Here is a 16,995-nt window from a genome sequence, read left to right on the forward strand (position 1 = left end):
GGAACCTGGGCACCGCGTTAGAAGGGTGGCTATGCCCACCACCCCGCTCCAACCCCAACAGCTTCGGCTGACCATCGACCCGGCCACGCTGGGTTTTCAAGACACCGCCGAACTGCTGGCACAACCGGTGCCCTGGATCGGCCAGGAGCGCGCCGAGAAGGCCGCCCGCTTTGGCATGGCCATGGACCAGCCCGACTACCACCTGTTTGTGCTTGGCGAGGTGGGCAGCGGCCGCTCCACTCTGCTGCGCGAACTGGCGCACAGTGTGGCCGCCAGCCGGCCAGTGCCGCCCGACCTGTGTTACCTGCACAACTTCGACGCACCCGAGCGCCCGCGCGCCCTGCGCATGCCGCCCGGCCAGGGGCGCCAGCTGCGCCAGCTGATGCAGCAGCTGTGCAAAACGCTGCAGCGCGACGTGCCGCTGCGCCTGGACAGCGAGGACTTCAAGGCCGAGAGCGACCGGATAGAAAACACCTACAAGAGCGAAGAATCGCGCGCCTTTGCGGCGCTGGAGGCATTTGCCGAGGCGCGCCACTTTCACCTGTTTCGCGAAGAAGGCCACCTGGTGTTCACCCTCATGGGCGACAGCGGCAACGCGCTCACCGCCGCAGAAGCCCACAGCCTGTCGCGCGAACGCCGCGCCGAAGTGGACCAGGCCGAAACCGAGTTGCGCGAACAGATCACGCAATTTCTGGACAAAACCCGCCCCATGGCCCGCGTGATGAACGAAGGCCTGGCCGCGCTGCGCCGCCAGGTGGCCAAGCCCTTGCTCGACCATGAGCTGCAGGAAATCCGGGTCAGCCTGAAAAAGCAGATCAAGGACTCGGTGAAGCTTGGTCACTACCTCGACCGCGTGCTGCACGACGTGCTGGAACACATCGAACTCTTCATCGTGCAAGAAGAGGACGACGAACAGCGCCTGGCCGCGCTGGAGCAACTGCTGATGCGCTACCAGGTCAATGTGGTGGTGGACAACAGTGGCCTGGGCGGCGCGCCGGTGATCGTGGAGGACAACCCGGTCACGCACGCGCTGTTTGGCAGCATCGAATACCAGGCCGAAGAAGATGTGTTGATGACCGACTTTTCGCGCGTGCGCGCCGGCAGCCTGCTGAAGGCCCACGGCGGCTTTTTGCTGCTGCACCTGCGCGACCTGCTCACCGACCCGCAAGCCTGGGAAAAGATGCGCCGCTACCTGCGCAGCGGGCGGGTGCAAATTGAAGAACCGGGCGCAGCGCTGATGCCCATGGCGGCCGTGTCGCTGCAGCCCGAGGCGGTGGACGCAGAAGTCAAACTCATCCTGATCGGGTCGGTGGAACACTACTACGCGCTGCAAGAAGGCGACCCGGAATTTGCCCGGCGCTTTCGCGTCAAGGTGGACTTTGCGGAAAGCTTCACCGCCACCGACGACACGCGCCAGGCCACCGCCGTGTTTGTGGCCCACACCTGCCGCAAACACGGCCTGCCGCCTTTGTCGGCAGCGGCCGTGGCCCGCTTGCTGGAAGACGCGCACCGCGAGGTGGACGACCAGGCCCGCCAGAGCGCCATCTTTGCACGCACCGAAGCGCTGGTGGCCGAAAGCGCCGCACTGTGCCGCGCCCGCGCCGCCAGCCGCGTGGAAGCCGCCGACGTGGAAGCCGCCCTGGCCGCGCGCCGCCTACGCCACGACTACCCCGAGCAGCGCCTGCGCGAGTCCATTGCCGACGGCGAGCAGCTCATTTCTTGCCAAGGCAGCGAAATCGGCCAGATCAATGGCCTGACGCAGATCGACCTGGGCGACTGGCGCTTTGGCCTGCCGGTGCGCGTGAGCGCGCGCACCCACGCCGGCAACCAGGGGCTGCTCAACATCGAGCGCGAAGTCGAGATGTCCGGCCCCATCCACGACAAAGGCGTGCTGATTTTGCACAGCTACCTGACCGCCCTGTTCGGTCACCTGGCGCCGCTGGCGCTCAACGCCTCCATCGTGTTCGAGCAGGAATACCACGGGGTGGAAGGCGACTCGGCCTCTTGCGCCGAGCTGTTTGCGGTGCTTTCTTCGCTGGCGGGTGTGCCGCTGCTGCAGGGCATTGCCGTCACCGGCGCGCTCAACCAGCACGGCGAGGTGCTGCCGGTGGGTGGCATCAACGAAAAAATAGAGGGCTGGTTTCGCGTGTGCGAGGCCGCCGGGCTGGACGGCCAGCAAGGCGTGCTGATTCCCGAGCGCAACCTGCGCCACCTGATGCTCGACCCCGCCGTGGTGGACGCCGTGGCACAGGGCCGCTTTCACATCCACACCGCGGCGCGGGTACAAGACGGCCTGGCGCTGATGACCGGCATGGCCGCCGGCCTGCCCACCGCACCGGGCGAGCCGGTGGTCTACGCGCCCGACAGCGTGCTGGGGCGCGCTGCCCACACCCTGCTGGCCTACCGCCGGGCCTGCCAGCGTGCCGGGGGCGGCACCCGCGCGCGCCGCACCCGCTACTAACGATTCGCCCTTATGAAGTGTCAACCGTTCGCCCTGAGCCTGTCGAAGGGCTCGTGCCATGTCTAAGGAAGGTTTCGACAAGCTCAACCCGAACGGACTTTAGACTTCACTGGGCCGGATCTATAAGGAGCTGCTGGGGGGAACCTCTGGGGCTCGGTGTGTTCCCACAGGCTTGATTTTTTCAACCGAGCGAAAAGGAGCCCCCACCGATGACCTGGACCACCCTCACCCGACAACGCCTGGCCGCCGCAGGCTTGTGCATCGCGGCCCTCAGCGCCAGCGCCCTGGCGCAGGCCCAGCCGGCTCAACAGATGGTCAGCGTGAGCGGTGCCACCCTCAACATGCGCAGCGGCCCGGGCACCAACGCGCCCGTTTTGTGGGAGTTGAAAAAAGGGTACCCGCTGCAGATCACCCAGCGCAAAGGCACCTGGGTGCAGGTGCGCGATTTCGAAGGCGACACGGGCTGGGTGGCGCGCTCGCTCACAGGCAACGCGCCGCACCACGTCGTGAAAGCCAAGGTGGCCAACATCCGCAGCGGACCGGGCACACAGCACCGCGTGGTTGGCAAGGCCGATTACGGTGAGCTGCTGCGGACCCGCGAAAAACGCGCCGACTGGGTGCGGGTGGAGCGCGCCGAGGGCCCAGGCGGCTGGATCGCCAAGACCCTGCTCTGGGGCTGGTAAGCCGCAGTCACGCCCAAAAAAACGGCGGGCATCAAAGGCCCGCCGTTTTTTTGAAACCCTGGCCTGTCAGGCCGACGTCGCCGCCTCCGGGTTGGGCGGCACGATGGCGCCAATGATGTCGCTCATGGTCAGCGTGCCCAGGTGCTTGCCCTTGCTGGTCACCACGTTGGCAGCTTCCTTGTTGTCGGCACTCAGCAGCCGGGCCACTTCTTCAATCACCAGGCTCGGGTCCACATCGGGCCCGTCCACGCGGGCGCCCGGCACCATCAGCGTGCGCGAGCGAATCACGCGGCCGCGGTTCACATCGCGCACAAAGCTCTCGATGTAGTCGTTGGCCGGCTTCAGCACAATCTGCTGCCCGGTGCCCTGCTGCACCACCTCGCCGTCGCGCAAGATCGCGATGCGGTCGCCCAGGCGCAAGGCCTCGTCCAGGTCGTGGGTAATAAACACCACCGTCTTGCCGATCTCTTGCTGCAGGTCGAGCAACACACTTTGCATGTCGCTGCGAATCAGCGGGTCGAGCGCCGAAAACGCCTCGTCCATCAGCAAAATGGGCACGTCGTTGGTGAGCGCCCGGGCCAGGCCCACCCGCTGCTGCATACCGCCCGAGAGCTGGTTGGGGTAGCTGTCTTCGTAGCCCTTGAGGCCCACACGCTCGATCCAGCGCATGGCGCTTTCACGCCGTTTCTTGTGCTTGATGCCCTGCACCTGCAAGCCGTATTCGGCGTTTTCCAGCACGGTGTAGTGCGGAAACAGCGCAAAGTTCTGGAACACCATGGCGGTCTGCTCGCGGCGAAACCGCAGCAACTCGCGCTGGTTCATCTTCACCACATCCACCTCGCGCCCACCCACCGGCACCAGCAGCTCGCCCGCTGTGGGGTCGATCAGGCGGTTGATGTGGCGGATCAGCGTGCTCTTGCCCGATCCCGACAAGCCCATCACCACCTGAATGCCGCCCGCCGGCATGTCGATGTTGATGTCGCGCAGGCCCAGCACATGGCCGTGCGCATCGCGCAGCTCCTGCTTGCTCATGCCCTGCTGCACGGCTCCCAGAAACTTGTCGGGGGTGGGGCCAAAAATCTTGTAGAGGTGGCGAATGGAAATACCTGCAGGCGCAGCTTGCGGGCTGGCAGACAGTCCAGCAATGGGTAGGGGGTTTTGCATCAGTGGCTCCTATTCAAAAACGTGGCGGTGGCCTGCCCGGGGTCACGCGAAGCGGACCCCGCCCAGGACACCGCCGGGCTGGCTCTGCCAGACGGCTGGTGTCGCCCCTTGGGGGGTGACGCGAAGCGGCGCGGGGGGCTCTCACTGGTGCACGACTTCCAGATGCCGCTGCAGCCGCTTGCCGTAAGCCTGCGACACGCGGTCAAAAATGATGGCGATGCCGACAATGGCCAGGCCGTTGAGCACACCCAGCGTGAAGTACTGGTTGGAAATGGCCCTGAGCACCGGCTGGCCCAGGCCCTGCACGCCGATCATCGAGGCGATCACCACCATGGCCAGCGACAGCATGATGGTCTGGTTGACGCCGGCCATGATGGTGGGCAATGCAAGCGGCAGCTGCACCTTGCTCATTTTTTGCCAGGTCGACGCACCAAACGCATCGGCCGCTTCCAGCAGGTCTTTGTTCACCAGGCGAATGCCCAGGTTGGTGAACCGGATCACCGGCGGAATGGCGTAGATCACCACCGCAATCAGGCCCGGCACGCGGCCAATGCCCAGCAGCATCACCACCGGAATCAGGTAAACAAAACTGGGCATGGTCTGCATCACGTCCAGCGACGGACTGATGAGCTTTTGCAAGCGGTCCCAGCGGCTCATGGCAATACCAATGGGCAAGCCCACCACCAGGGCCACCAAGGTGCACACGAAGATCATGGAAATGGTCTTCATGGTGTCGTCCCACATGCCAAAGAACCCGATCAACAGCAGGGTGACCACGGTGCCGACCACGATCTTCCAGGAGCGTGAGGCCAGCCAGGCTACGAGGGCGATCACGCCCACCACAGCGGGCCAGGGCGACTGGGTCAGCAGGCGTTCGGAGAACAGCAAAAAGTCGCGCAGGGGGTCAAACAAGCGCTCCAGCGGCTCACCATATTCGCGGGTGAAGTTGCGAAAGCTGCCGTCGATGGCGCGGCGCATGGCGCTGAGCGTCTCCGACCCCAGCGAGGGAAATTCATTGAGCCAGGACATGGTCTCTCCTTGGGCTGAAAAAAGGATCAGCGGCACGGCACCTTGAAGGGCGCCGGCCGCGGTGCGGCGGAGCCGGGCTTGCACCACCCGGCCCCGCCATCAGGCGGCGTTGCGGTTTACAGCGCGGCCTTGATCTTTTCAGCCGCTTCAGGCGACACCCAGGTGGTCCAGATTTCTGGCTGGGTCTTCAGGAAGTGGGTCGCACCGTCGGCACCCGTGGCCTGGTTGTCGCTCATCCAGGCCAGCAAACCGTTCACCGTGTCGTTGCCCCAGGCGCGCTGGTTCAGGTAAGTCACGGCCGGGCCGCCGGCTTTTTGAAAGCGGTCGGTCACCACGGTAAACACCTCGGCGCGGGCCCAGTCGGTCTTGGTCGGGTTGTCGCAATCGGCCTTGGTGTTGCAGGTCTCAAACGCTTCCTTGTCGTGCGGCACGCCGGCGTCGAGCTTCACCATCTCGTATTTGCCCAGAATCGAGGTGGGCGCCCAGTAGTAGCCCAGCCAGCCTTCTTTGCGCTCGTAGGCCTTGGCAATCGAGCCGTCCAGGCCAGCGGCCGAGCCGGTGTCGAGCAGCACGAAGCCTTTGGCGGTGCCACCCCAGGCCTTGAACGCGTTGTCCGTGGTGATCTGGCAGTTCCAGCCCGACGGGCAGTTGTGCACAGCACCCTTGCCCTTGTTTTCCACCGAGGGGAACAGATCGGGACGCATCAGCGCGTCGTCAATGGTCTTGATGGCGGGGTTGGCGTCGGCCACGTATTTGGGAATCCACCAGCCTTCGACGCCACCGTCGGTGAGCGACCTGGCCGCGTAATGCAGCTTGCCTTCGGCCACGGCGGCGTCCAGTGGCTGGCGCACGGCATTGATCCAGGCTTCGGGCGCCACGTCGGGCTGGCCCTTTTCCATCATGGCGGTCAGCGTGGGCATGGTGTCGCCGGGCACCAGTTCCACCTCGCAGCCGTAGCCCTTGGCCAAAATGATGCCGTCGATGTTGGCCAGCACTTCAGCCGACTGCCAATTCATGTTGGCCACCGTGACCTTGCCGCAAACGGCGGACTCGGCCGATGGCTCAGCCACGGCAGGCGCTTCGTCTTTTTTGCCGCAGGCAGCCAAAAGGGCTGCCGAGGCGATCAAGGCCAAAGCCAGTTGGGGGGTGGGTTTCATGGTTTTCTCCGGTGTCGCTGTGAGGAACCCACCGACGCGCGGCGCCGATGGATGCGATAAGCACACCCAACGACCTGGAGAAAACGAACGCTGCTGCAAACAAGGTGACCAGCCGCTCAACCAACAGGGCGTTGGATTGAACTTAGCCGCTTAATATAGCTTTTTATCTAATCCGCACGCAAATGCTGAGGCTTTTCATATAATGATATCCGAGCGTTTCACTCGACCACTCCCTGCCGGCAGCTGGACCACCGCCGCGCAAGCCCTGTTAATTCGGCCTTATGAAGTGTCAACCGTTCGCCCTGAGCCTGTCGAAGGGCTCGTGCGAAGTCTGAGGAAGGTTTCGACAAGCTCAACCCGAACGGACTTTAAGACTTCACTGGGCCGGATCTATAGCGTGGGCCCAGTTGATCCGTCAGCCGCGCCCCAGGGCCTTGACGGCCAACTGCGCGGGCCGCTCCATGCAACGCACGATCCACTGGTGGGTGAGCGGGTGCGCGGCCATGAGGCTGTGGGCTGGGCGGGCCCAGTTGAGCACGCTGGCCACACACAGGTCAGCCACCGTGAAGCGCTCAGCCGCCAGGTAGGCCGCGCCCATGGCCTGCTGGCGTTCCAGGTGTTGCTCCATCACCCGAAACGGCACGGTTAGCCGGCGCTCGGCGGCTTCGGCCAGCTCGGGTTTGCGCCGCTCGGCAGGCATGACCATGCGGTGCATGAGCACGGTGAGCGCGTCCGCCTCGGCCTCGTTCACCACCCAGAAGCTCCAACGCAGGGCCTCGGCGTCTTCGCGCGGGTTGGCCGGCGTGATGCCGACGCCGTCGGGCTGGCCGTGGTGGCGCGCAATGTAAAGCGCGCAGGCCATGCTTTCCCACACCACCACCTCGCCGCCCTCCTCCGCGGGCCGCTGGTCCACCACCACCGGAATGTGGCCATTGGGGTTGAGCGCCAGAAACTCGGGCGTGCGGGTGGCACCGCCCTGGTACGGCAGGTTGACGTGCTGAAAGCGCAGGCCGAGCTCGGTGGCGGCCCACAGCGGGCGCACGGCGCGGGAAGCGGGAATACCGTGAATGGTGAGGCTCATGGGGGTGTCCTGAAACAGGGGTCAAGCCAACTGGCGGCAGAGTGCGAGCAAGTCGGGCACGGTGGTGTGGGGTTGCTGAGGCCCATGGGCCCAGGCGTGGCCCTCGCGGTTGAGCCAGGCGGCCTGCATGCCCGCATTGAGCGCACCCACGCCGTCCAGGTGGGCATCGTCGCCAATGTGCAGCACCTGCGCGGGGTTCACGCCCGCAGCTTCGGCGGCGGCGTGAAAGATGCGCGGGTCGGGCTTGCCCACGCCAAATTCGCGCGCGCTGAGCGCCGCCCGAAAGTGCGCGCCCAGGCCCACGCGGTGCACGTCGGCATTGCCGTTGGACACCGCCACCACCGGAAAGCGGTTGCTCAAAAAAACCAGCGCCGGCAAGGCGTCGGCATACAGCTCCACCCGCTGGCGCTCGGCAAAAAACACCTCAAACGCCGCCTCGGCCAGCGCGGAGTCGTCGCCCGCGCGTTGCAGCACCAGCCGGATCGACTCGCGGCGCAGCGCGCTCATGTCGTGCGCCAAATCAGGCCGGGTGGTGTTCATGTGGTTGCGCACCTCGCGCAGCGCGCCGGGCGTGGCACACAGCGCGGCGGTGGCGGGCGCGTGGTCGGCCAGCCAGGCCTGCAACACGGTTTCGGCCCGCGTGATGGTGGGCCAGATGGGCCAGAGCGTGTCGTCCAGATCCAGCGTGATGGCGCGGATGCGCGACACGTCCAGACTGAACGTTGCGAGACCGGGGGCTTCAGAGGGCGTGGCGTCGGGGGTCTTCATGTCTGCGGGAGAATAGCGCATGGCATTTAACAAAGAACCTCCCTTCTCGCATGGTCAAGCCGCACGCACGGCCATTGTGTTGTGCAACCTGGGCACGCCCGACGAGCCCACCGCCCCGGCCGTGCGCCGCTACCTGGCCGAGTTTCTGGGCGACCACCGCGTCGTCGAGATTCCCAAGCCCATCTGGTGGCTCATCCTGCACGGCATCATCCTGCGCGTGCGGCCCAAAAAGTCGGCGGCCAAATACGCCACGGTGTGGACGCCCGAAGGCTCGCCCTTGAAGGTATGGACCGACAAACAAGCCACCCTGCTGCGCGGCTACCTGGGCGAGCGCGGCCACCAGGTCACGGTGCGCTACGCCATGCGCTACGGCAACCCGTCCATCCCTGCCGTGCTCGACGAGCTGAAGGCCCAGGGCATGACCCGCGTGCTGCTGGTGCCCGCCTACCCGCAATACAGCGGCACCACCACCGCCAGCGTGTTTGACGGCGTGGCCCTGTGGGGCCTGAAAGCGCGCCATCTGCCTGAAATGCGCTTCATCAACCGCTACCACGACGACCCAGGCTACATCGAAGCGCTGGCCAAAAAAGTGCAGCAGCACTGGATGCACCACGGCCAGAACGAACACCTGGTGATGAGCTTCCACGGCGTGCCCCAGCGCACCCTGGAGCTGGGCGACCCCTACCACTGCGAATGCCACAAAACCGGCCGCCTGCTGGCCGAAAAACTGGGCCTGGCCAAAGACCGCTACACCGTCACTTTTCAGTCGCGCTTTGGCAAGGCCAAGTGGCTGGAGCCCTACACCGAGCCCACACTCATCGCCATGGGGCAAAAGGGCGTGAAGAGCGTGGACGTGGTGTGCCCCGGCTTCACCAGCGACTGCCTGGAAACGTTGGAAGAAATCAGCATGGAAGCCCGCGAAGCGTTCCTGCACGCCGGCGGCCAGCAGTTCAGCTACATCGACTGCCTGAACGACAGCCCGGACTGGATACGCGCCCTGACCGACCTGGTAGAAAACCACCTGCAAGGCTGGCCCACGAAACAGGCGGATGACCCGATGGCGCTGAAGGCGAGCCGGGAGCGGGCGTTGGCGATGGGGTCGAAGGACTGAGGGGGTTGGGCGTGGCGGTTTGCACCCGCAAAACCACGCATCTCGGCGCCCTGCCGGTCCGCTCTACAGCGGTTGCGTTTGTTGACCTGAAGCAGTTGGCTGACTGCTGACGGCCAGGAACGGTAAATCCCCAGTTGCAGTGCCATACGAGGGCCACTAAACGGCTTGCGGATGTTTATCAAAGCGAATACGTAAAACATTCAAATTAAGAAGTCTGGGACTATCAATCGCATTTTTTCCCAAGGTGTAGTATTTGAAAAGATCTCTAAGCTAAAAGTGATTTACTCGCAGTGCCCGATTTTTCTTGGCTCAATGCCGATTTGCATGGAACTTGACCTTCAACACCTATGCGTGCTGAGTGCGTGAGGTTGCTGGATACTCTGGCCTGATTGCCGCCACCCTGACACCTTCGTAACCGACCATGAGCCTGAGCACCGAAGCCCTGTTCACCGCAGCCCTTGGGCTGCAAGCCCCCTGGCGTGTCGAGCGCGCCGAGTTGAGCACCGCCAAGAAACGCATTGACTTTGAAGTGGTCTGCACCGAGCGGCGTCTGACCTGCCCGCACTGCGGCGCACCCGATCAAGGCATCCACGAGAGCATTGAGCGATCTTGGCGCCATCTGGATTTTTTCCAGTTCGAAGCCTGGCTGCACGCGGCCATACCCCGCGTAGCTTGTACCGCCTGCGGCAAGACCAGCCAGGTGCCGGTGCCCTGGGCGCGCGAGGGCAGCGGCTTCACGCTGCTGTTTGAAGCGCTGGCGCTGAGCCTGTGCAAAGAACTGCCCGTGGCCCACGCGGCCCGTCACCTGCGTGCCGACGCCAAAGCCTTGTGGCGGCGCATTGAGCACTACGTCAAGCTTGCGCGTCAGAAGGACGACATGAGCGGCGTGCGCCACATCGGCATTGACGAGACCAGTCTGCGCAAGGGCCACGAATACGTCACGGCCGTGCACGATCTGCAGCAAAAGCGCCTGCTCTTTGTCACCGAGGGACGCGATCACCAGACGGTCAATGCCTTCACCCAAGACCTGTCCGAACATGGCGGGAGCGCCCAGGCGATCAGCCATGTGAGCATGGACATGAGTGCGGCCTACCTGAAAGGGGCACAGCAGCAACTGCCGCAGGCGGCCATCTGTTATGACCGCTTTCATGTGGCGGCCCTGGCGGGCAAGGCCATGGATGAGGTGCGCGCGGCCGAATTCAAAAGCCGGCCCACCGCCGTGGCGCAAGCGCTGGGCGAGCTGGACCGCGCCAGCAGGCGCAGCCTGAGCTGGGCGATGCGCACGCACCATGCGAGCTGGAATCAGCGGCACATACAGGCGATGTACACCCTGCAGCGCACGAACTTGCAAAGCGCACGGGCCTGGCGCATGAAGGGGGCGCTGCGCGAGGTGTATGAGGCAGCGGCGCAGGGTCACGGTGAAGAGGTCGCCCGCACGGGTCTGACCAAGTGGATCGGTTGGGCCATGCGCTCGCGCCTGGAGCCCTTCAAGCGGCTGGCGCGTACGCTCAAGACGCACTTCGAAGGTGTCATCACGGGCATGCAGCAAGGACGCAGCAACGCGTTTGTGGAGGCCATGAATGGGCTGATGCAAAACGCCAAGCGGGCCGCACGCGGATTCAGAACGAGCAGGAACTTCATCGCCATTGCGCACCTGCGCCTGTCCAAGCTCAAGCACCTTCCAGCCAACCCGTTCGAGTACGCAGCGCCGCGCTTCGCAGGCCTCAGCACGCATAGGTGTTGAAGGTCAAGTTCCATGCAGATCGGCATTGAGCCTTTTTTTTCTTTGCCTCAGTCTGCTGCCAAGTAATTACATCGAAAACATCGCGGCAAAGTATAGATCGAAGATATTTTGATATGCCTTGGTTGTGATTGCCGTACAATTCAGAATTTCGCCAAATTAAGCAAAACTCTAACTACCTACAGATCATTGCAGCAACCTACAAACCCCAGCACCAACAGCATATAAGGCACCTTCGGTAACTCGAGGATTTAGGCTTCCAGTTAAATAATGCACCAAAAAAACGCCATTAGGATCGAATTTGACAATGGGGTTATGGTCATTGCAGTAAACTCGAAAAATTCCAGATGCATTCCAGTGCTCAACGCACATCCCATAATCTAATTTCGACTCAGATAGCGCGGCATTTCTGACTCGATAGCAGGCCTTTTTCACCTTTGCCATAGATCCTTCTACCAGCGTTTCATCAGCAGAACACTGAGACATCCTATCCCGACTTACAGTATCCACTTTATTTATTAAGAAAGTGAATGGTTGGCGTTCAACCTGAAGCCACTCCCATTCTCCTTTTTCGCCGATTAGACCTGAAATCTTTTGGGTAGTGCAAAACACAGAATCGAACCCTGGGTCAGTTGGTATCTGGGCTAGGGCATGAATTCCTGTAAAAGGAATGATGAAAAGGCTAAAGTATTTAACCGGTGTGGAGTTCATTTTATCCTTTGGGTCTACCTAATTAGTCTTGGGTGCCAATAGAACTTACGCCAAATGTAAAGTTCACAGCACTCTTTAAGTGTGATATTCGGATGCTTGTTACGAAACGCTGAAAATTAGCTAGATTTTTGGGAAAGCTGGATTCAGCGAATACCTCATTCCTAGAGACGGTTTGGCACCACACATAGAGCTGGGCCTTCTCCAAAAACGTGTAGCGCGATCGAACCCGGTAAGTGAAGCCCTGATAGGTTCTAAATATAAATTCTGCACTGAGCGCGGGAAGCGATTGACTCAAGAAATCGACATTTGTATGAATCAAGCGAAAGTCTTACGCAGAGGTCAGATTGTCGTAAAGTGAGACTAGCAAAGTCTGATCTGTCGCGCCAGCAATGAACTCTGCCCGCTCCGTGTCACTCATCTTTGGTGACTTTGGTAAAAGGTTGGGATTAAGCGGCTACTGTGTCACATGGCAATACGGAAGCGCATCCTTTTCACCGGGCCCCACGAACATACGCAACCGGCTACCATCTAGTGCTGATTGGTGCTTGTAAGACCACGTCGCTGGATACTCGAGGGAATATGAGTCGATTCTGAATTAAAAGGTCTTGGTGTCCGGTGCCTGACTGTGTGCAAAACTGACCGCAACAATTAGAAAGGCAATATTGAATCGTGAGTTAATGCTTGAGGGTTGCGACATGGGTGTCTATGCATTTAACACTAGAATTACTTCAGTATGCGTTCGGATTGACAAATTAACATGCTAATAGATTTTTGGGGCAAATCAGCATTATGGTCGCCCTTGCAACTCTTCAAGCAAACTCAGTGCAGCCTCGGAAATGCCTTTCGTGGGATTGATTCTGCAATAGGAGCGCATCCATTCCAACTCCTCGCCACTGCGAAGTTTTATAAGGGGATTGGGGTCGTTCTCCGCAAATGTATATTGGGCTGCCATACCTTTAAGGTATCCTAGCGCCCAGGAATCCATATGCCGAGCCTGATCACTAAATACCGTGTCCGATTTCGCCTTGTCGATGACGGCAGTCCAAAGCGCGCACACTTTCTCTCCGAGATTTGGAATTTTCGGCTGAGCTGCGCCTCCTGATGAAGCTGACAGTAGCAACAGAGCTATATAGATTATTCTCATATCGAATCTTGGAAAAAAAGACATAGATCAGCGTAGTCCGTCGATTGCGTCTGCTGTGCCATGATTTGGCTTATTTTGCGAGACCTAAAGTAGGCGCTGTGCAGGCTAAAAAAATATTATAACTCCACCATCACTGAAATAAAAAGCAGATAAAAATACGGCGACTTTCTAAGGAAACTTTTGCGTAATTCTTAGGCCGGCTCGACAGAGCCAAGTATATTTTTACATATCAGATTACCCATTAAACATGCAAGCCCGTTTAAATAGACTGCCCTCCTGGGTTATCTTTAGGAAAATTTCCACTTCGTCTGTGTGCCAATCTTACTCTACACTGGGCCTTACAGCAGGCCAAAAAATTCAATACATGGCCTTGGTGGACTGAATTCTCGATTTTTATTGGATTGTTCGATTTGTTTAATACACAAAAACAGATCTCGCAAAGCTATCAGAGTGGTGACTGTTTGGATGGCGTATCTGTGTTAAGCATTATCGTGAAGATGATTCGACAGACTCACCACAAATTCCTTGAGTTCTGCCAGAGGAACATCTGCATGAAAACCATTTCGGTCACGGAATGTGAAAGCGGTGACTTTTCCGTCACGATGAATAGGATCGATCTTGAAGTGTGCAACTGCGTTCCGCAGTCTTCGGACTAACTGCTTAAGGTTGGGTTCGTGCTCGTGTCCTTGGTCGCACTTGCCAAAGCTCTTTATAGAATTCGGCGATATACCCCAATCTTCTATTGACACGAAAGCGGCGCTTGGAATTTTGTCTATGAGCAACGCCTCCTTTGGCACTATGAGAAGGCCGAGAAGGCAGTTGATCAGAAGAGTTGCATCAAGAGGGCCTTGATACTCGTTTGCGAGAGTGAGCGTTCGCCCCATGAAGCTGCGTGCGAAATCCGCGTCGTATTCCATAGCGTTGCTCCTAAATGTCTAGCGTTGGAGATGTCCGGCGAACAGCAAACAGGCAAGTTTTGCTGATAGGTCGTAAGTGCAGAGCGTTCTGTTGGGCCTCACCGGGACGGCACCACGCGTAGTGGCTGGCCATATGTATTTCCTGCGCCAAAGGGATTGTTGATACTGTCCGGAGAGTTTGGATTCCCGTACCTCCCGTATGGGTTGGACGTCGAATCGGCGTCATAGGGATTATTACTAAGTCGCCCGCGGTAGTTTCCCTGGCTGTCATACAGTTTCGGAGCGTCCGTCGCATACGGATTCGTGTGCGACTTGTTGCTGTAAGGATTGCCATTAGGACTGTACGCGTTGTTTAGCCCGTCCACCTTGTATGGACTTCCGGCACCATATGGGTTGTTCAAGCACTGCGGATCGTATGGGCAGTTTTGGGCCACGGCGGCTTCGGTTCCAATCAACAAAAGTGCTGTGAAAAATGTAAGCTTCGCTGTCATGCCACCCTTTCAGTGAGATCTGATTTGTAGTTTATTTGAACTATCGTAGGATACCCAAAATCACGGTCGTTAAACAAAGTCGTACGATATTTCAAAAATTCTTCCGAAGTCATCCGGTCTACTCAATCCACCGGGACTGTGCTCAGATATTAAAAAATCGACAAACTTGATCAGGGACGAAACACCGCACCGAGATGTCAGTTTAGCCCCGCCGATCCCTTCACCAAACCATTCTGGAGTTCATATTTCACTTCCCCCTACATCCGAGCACGGTACCTAGAATGGTGGCTTGAAACCCACTACAGTGTGGCCGCAATGGGTCGAAATGTACCCCTCAAATGCACCGCGACGATCAGCCCTCAAACCAACACTCAACGCCCCGCCAAAAACCGCCTAACCAACTCCAGCTGCTCTGGCACATTCAGGGCCGGCGCATGCCCACAGCCGGCAATGGTGACCACCCGCGCACGCGGGCCGCGGTCGCGCATGGCTTCTGCGGTGTCGGGCAGCAGCAGGTCGGAATCGGCGCCGCGCAGGCACAGCACGGGGGCCGTGATGCGCTCGTAGTCGGGCCACAGGTCGTAGTCGGCCGGGTGGTGCGTGAACTGCATCACCATGGCGGGGTCGTAGTGCGGGGTGACGCGGCCGTTGGGCAGGCGGCGCACCGAGCTTTCGGTGAGCAGGCGCCACTGCGCGTCGGTGAGGTAGCCGTAGGGTTTGTAGACGGTACGGAAGTACTGTTCCAGCTCACCCACGGTGTCGAACGAGGCTGGATTACCGGCGTAGCTGCGGATGCGGTCGATGGCCACGGGGTTGGGCTGGGGGCCGATGTCGTTGATGACCAGACGCTCGATGCGACCGTGCAGTGTGCCGCCCGCGCACACCATGCCGATGGCGCCGCCCATGGAGGTGCCGACCCAATGAAAACGGGCCAGGCCCAGCTGGTTGGCCAGCGACTCGGCCAGGCGGGCGTAAAAGGCCAGGCAGTATTCGACCTCGGGCACCGGGCTCCACTGCGAGAGGCCGCGGCCAATGGTGTCGGGGCAGATGACGCGGTAGCCGTGGCCCGCCAGGTGGGCGGCCAGTGCGTCCATGTCGCGGCCAGTGCGCGCCAGGCCGTGCCAGGCGATGACCAACGGGCAGGCTGGGGGTTGGTCCACCGGGGCGGGTGCCCAGTCCATGAAGTGGATTTCACGGCCTTCGCAGCTGAGGTAGCGCGACTGGGGAATGGCTGGGGTGTTCATGGTGTTCAGACCCGGTAGCGAAGAGGTAAGCCGCGTGTGAGTAAGTGGCTCAGGGGCGCCGCGCGGCGGGCTGCGCAGGGCCACCAGCCCCAGGCAGGGCACGCGGCGGGCGGGCGGCACGCTCCCTCAGCTTGCCCACCACACCGCTGGGAAAGTAATACACCGACAACACAAACAGCACGCCCAGCCAGAGCAGCCAGCGGTCGGGCGTGAGCAAGGCGGGCAACAGCGGCAGGCCTTCGGTGGCGCCGCCGGCCAGGCGCAGCAGGTCTTGCAGGTAGCTTTGCGCCAGCACAAACAGCACGCTGCCAATGACCGCGCCGTACACGGTGCCCATGCCGCCAATGACGACGATGAGCAAGATGTCGAGCATGATTTCAAACGAGAGCGAGGTGTCTGGCCCGTTGTAGCGCAGCCAGATGGCCAGCAAGCAGCCCGCCAGCGTGGCAAAGCTGGCCGACAACACATTGGACAGCGTGCGGTAGACCACGGTGCGGTAGCCCAGCGCCTCGGCGCGAAAGTCGTTTTCGCGAATGGCTTGCAGCACCCGGCCAAACGGCGAATTCACGATGCGCAGCAGGGTGAGAAAGATGGCGCAAACCATGCCGAAGATGAGGTAGTACGTGATGAAGCGCCCGTTGAGGTCAACCTCACCCAACGGCGTCTGCAAGGGCTCTTCCATGAGCGCAAAGCCGGGGGTCAGCAGCTCGGGCACCGAAAAGCTCAGGCCGTCTTCACCGCCGGTGAAGTCGGACAACTGCGAGGCCAGCGTGAGGAACGCGGTGGCCACCGCCAGCGTGATCATGGCGAAAAAGATGGCTTTGACCCGCAGCGAAAACAGCCCGATCACCAGCGACAACACCAGCGAAACCAGCAACGCCGCCAGCACGCCAGAGCCCAGCGCGGCCCAGCTCGGGCTCTCGGCCGCGTTGAGCGAAATGGCCACGCCATAAGCGCCGATGCCAAAAAACATGGTGTGGGCAAAACTGACGATGCCGGTGTAACCCAGCAGCAGGTCAAAGCTGGCCACCAGCGCGATGAAGATCAGCACCTTGGCGGCCACGTTGAGCGCCTTGACGCCGGGAAACAGAAACGGTGCGAAGGCCAGGCCCAGAAACAGGACCAGCAGCAGCGCCGCCAGCCAGCGGCTGCGCGGCAAATCGTTGGAAAGCAATCGGTTCAGCATGGTCAAACCTCGGAGATCGGGAGAGCGAAGGCCAGGGCAGCCGCAGAACCGGCCTTGCCGGGCCCAGGCTGCGCCCCCTGGGAAGTGACGCCGCAGGCGGCGCGGGG

The 16,995-nt window shown here is 60.9% G+C and carries 14 protein-coding genes; 4 read left to right on the top strand and 10 right to left on the bottom strand.

Features of this window, described 5'->3' with window-relative positions:
• The first annotated feature begins 31 nt into the window (after window positions 1–31).
• Window positions 32–2,461: a Lon protease family protein gene (locus AC4QBL_RS09000; protein ID WP_472907309.1), complete on the top strand. Its 2,430-nt coding sequence runs from the start codon at window positions 32–34 to the stop codon at window positions 2,459–2,461.
• Window positions 2,462–2,670: 209 nt separating this feature from the next.
• Window positions 2,671–3,144 carry an SH3 domain-containing protein gene (locus AC4QBL_RS09005; RefSeq protein ID WP_472902277.1) on the top strand — a complete coding sequence of 158 codons (474 nt, stop codon included), beginning with the start codon at window positions 2,671–2,673 and terminating at the stop codon, window positions 3,142–3,144.
• A gap of 66 nt (window positions 3,145–3,210) precedes the next feature.
• Here the strand turns inward: AC4QBL_RS09005 and AC4QBL_RS09010 are convergent, their stop codons facing one another.
• The 5 genes from AC4QBL_RS09010 to AC4QBL_RS09030 form a co-directional block, all read right to left on the bottom strand.
• Entirely contained in the window at window positions 3,211–4,308 is a 1,098-nt protein-coding gene (locus AC4QBL_RS09010) for a quaternary amine ABC transporter ATP-binding protein (RefSeq protein WP_472902276.1), read from the bottom strand.
• A 141-nt stretch (window positions 4,309–4,449) separates the two neighbouring features.
• Window positions 4,450–5,337 (bottom strand): ABC transporter permease, encoded by an 888-nt coding sequence (locus AC4QBL_RS09015; protein WP_472907310.1) that lies wholly within the window; start codon window positions 5,335–5,337, stop codon window positions 4,450–4,452.
• Between the two features lie 116 nt (window positions 5,338–5,453).
• The gene (locus AC4QBL_RS09020) at window positions 5,454–6,494 is read right to left on the bottom strand and encodes an ABC transporter substrate-binding protein (protein WP_472907311.1); all 1,041 of its coding nucleotides are present in this window, start codon (window positions 6,492–6,494) and stop codon (window positions 5,454–5,456) included.
• Window positions 6,495–6,909: 415 nt separating this feature from the next.
• Entirely contained in the window at window positions 6,910–7,575 is a 666-nt protein-coding gene (locus tag AC4QBL_RS09025) for a glutathione S-transferase family protein (RefSeq protein ID WP_472907312.1), read from the bottom strand.
• Between the two features lie 21 nt (window positions 7,576–7,596).
• Window positions 7,597–8,343 carry an HAD family hydrolase gene (locus AC4QBL_RS09030; protein ID WP_472907313.1) on the bottom strand — a complete coding sequence of 249 codons (747 nt, stop codon included), beginning with the start codon at window positions 8,341–8,343 and terminating at the stop codon, window positions 7,597–7,599.
• A 19-nt stretch (window positions 8,344–8,362) separates the two neighbouring features.
• Here AC4QBL_RS09030 and hemH point away from each other — a divergent pair, with 19 nt between their 5' ends.
• Together hemH and AC4QBL_RS09040 are read left to right on the top strand one after the other, a co-directional pair.
• On the top strand, window positions 8,363–9,454 hold the full coding sequence (gene hemH / locus AC4QBL_RS09035) for a ferrochelatase (protein ID WP_472907314.1): 1,092 nt from the start codon (window positions 8,363–8,365) through the stop codon (window positions 9,452–9,454).
• Between the two features lie 421 nt (window positions 9,455–9,875).
• Window positions 9,876–11,198, top strand: coding sequence for an ISL3 family transposase (locus tag AC4QBL_RS09040; protein WP_472907315.1), 1,323 nt, complete (start codon window positions 9,876–9,878; stop codon window positions 11,196–11,198).
• A 183-nt stretch (window positions 11,199–11,381) separates the two neighbouring features.
• Here the strand turns inward: AC4QBL_RS09040 and AC4QBL_RS09045 are convergent, their stop codons facing one another.
• The 5 genes from AC4QBL_RS09045 to AC4QBL_RS09065 all read right to left on the bottom strand — a co-directional run bounded on the left by AC4QBL_RS09045 (window position 11,382) and on the right by AC4QBL_RS09065 (window position 16,888).
• Window positions 11,382–11,906: a hypothetical protein gene (locus AC4QBL_RS09045; protein WP_472908413.1), complete on the bottom strand. Its 525-nt coding sequence runs from the start codon at window positions 11,904–11,906 to the stop codon at window positions 11,382–11,384.
• A 787-nt stretch (window positions 11,907–12,693) separates the two neighbouring features.
• A complete protein-coding gene (locus AC4QBL_RS09050) occupies window positions 12,694–13,074 on the bottom strand; it encodes a hypothetical protein (protein WP_492131649.1) in 381 nt (126 codons plus the stop codon).
• Between the two features lie 455 nt (window positions 13,075–13,529).
• Window positions 13,530–13,967 (bottom strand): HEPN family nuclease, encoded by a 438-nt coding sequence (locus AC4QBL_RS09055; protein ID WP_472908411.1) that lies wholly within the window; start codon window positions 13,965–13,967, stop codon window positions 13,530–13,532.
• 862 nt (window positions 13,968–14,829) lie between these two features.
• Window positions 14,830–15,702 carry an alpha/beta fold hydrolase gene (locus AC4QBL_RS09060; RefSeq protein WP_472908410.1) on the bottom strand — a complete coding sequence of 291 codons (873 nt, stop codon included), beginning with the start codon at window positions 15,700–15,702 and terminating at the stop codon, window positions 14,830–14,832.
• 49 nt (window positions 15,703–15,751) lie between these two features.
• A complete protein-coding gene (locus AC4QBL_RS09065; RefSeq protein WP_472908409.1) occupies window positions 15,752–16,888 on the bottom strand; it encodes a branched-chain amino acid ABC transporter permease in 1,137 nt (378 codons plus the stop codon).
• Window positions 16,889–16,995: the final 107 nt, after the last annotated feature.

The organism is Hydrogenophaga sp. L99, assembly GCF_058731905.1.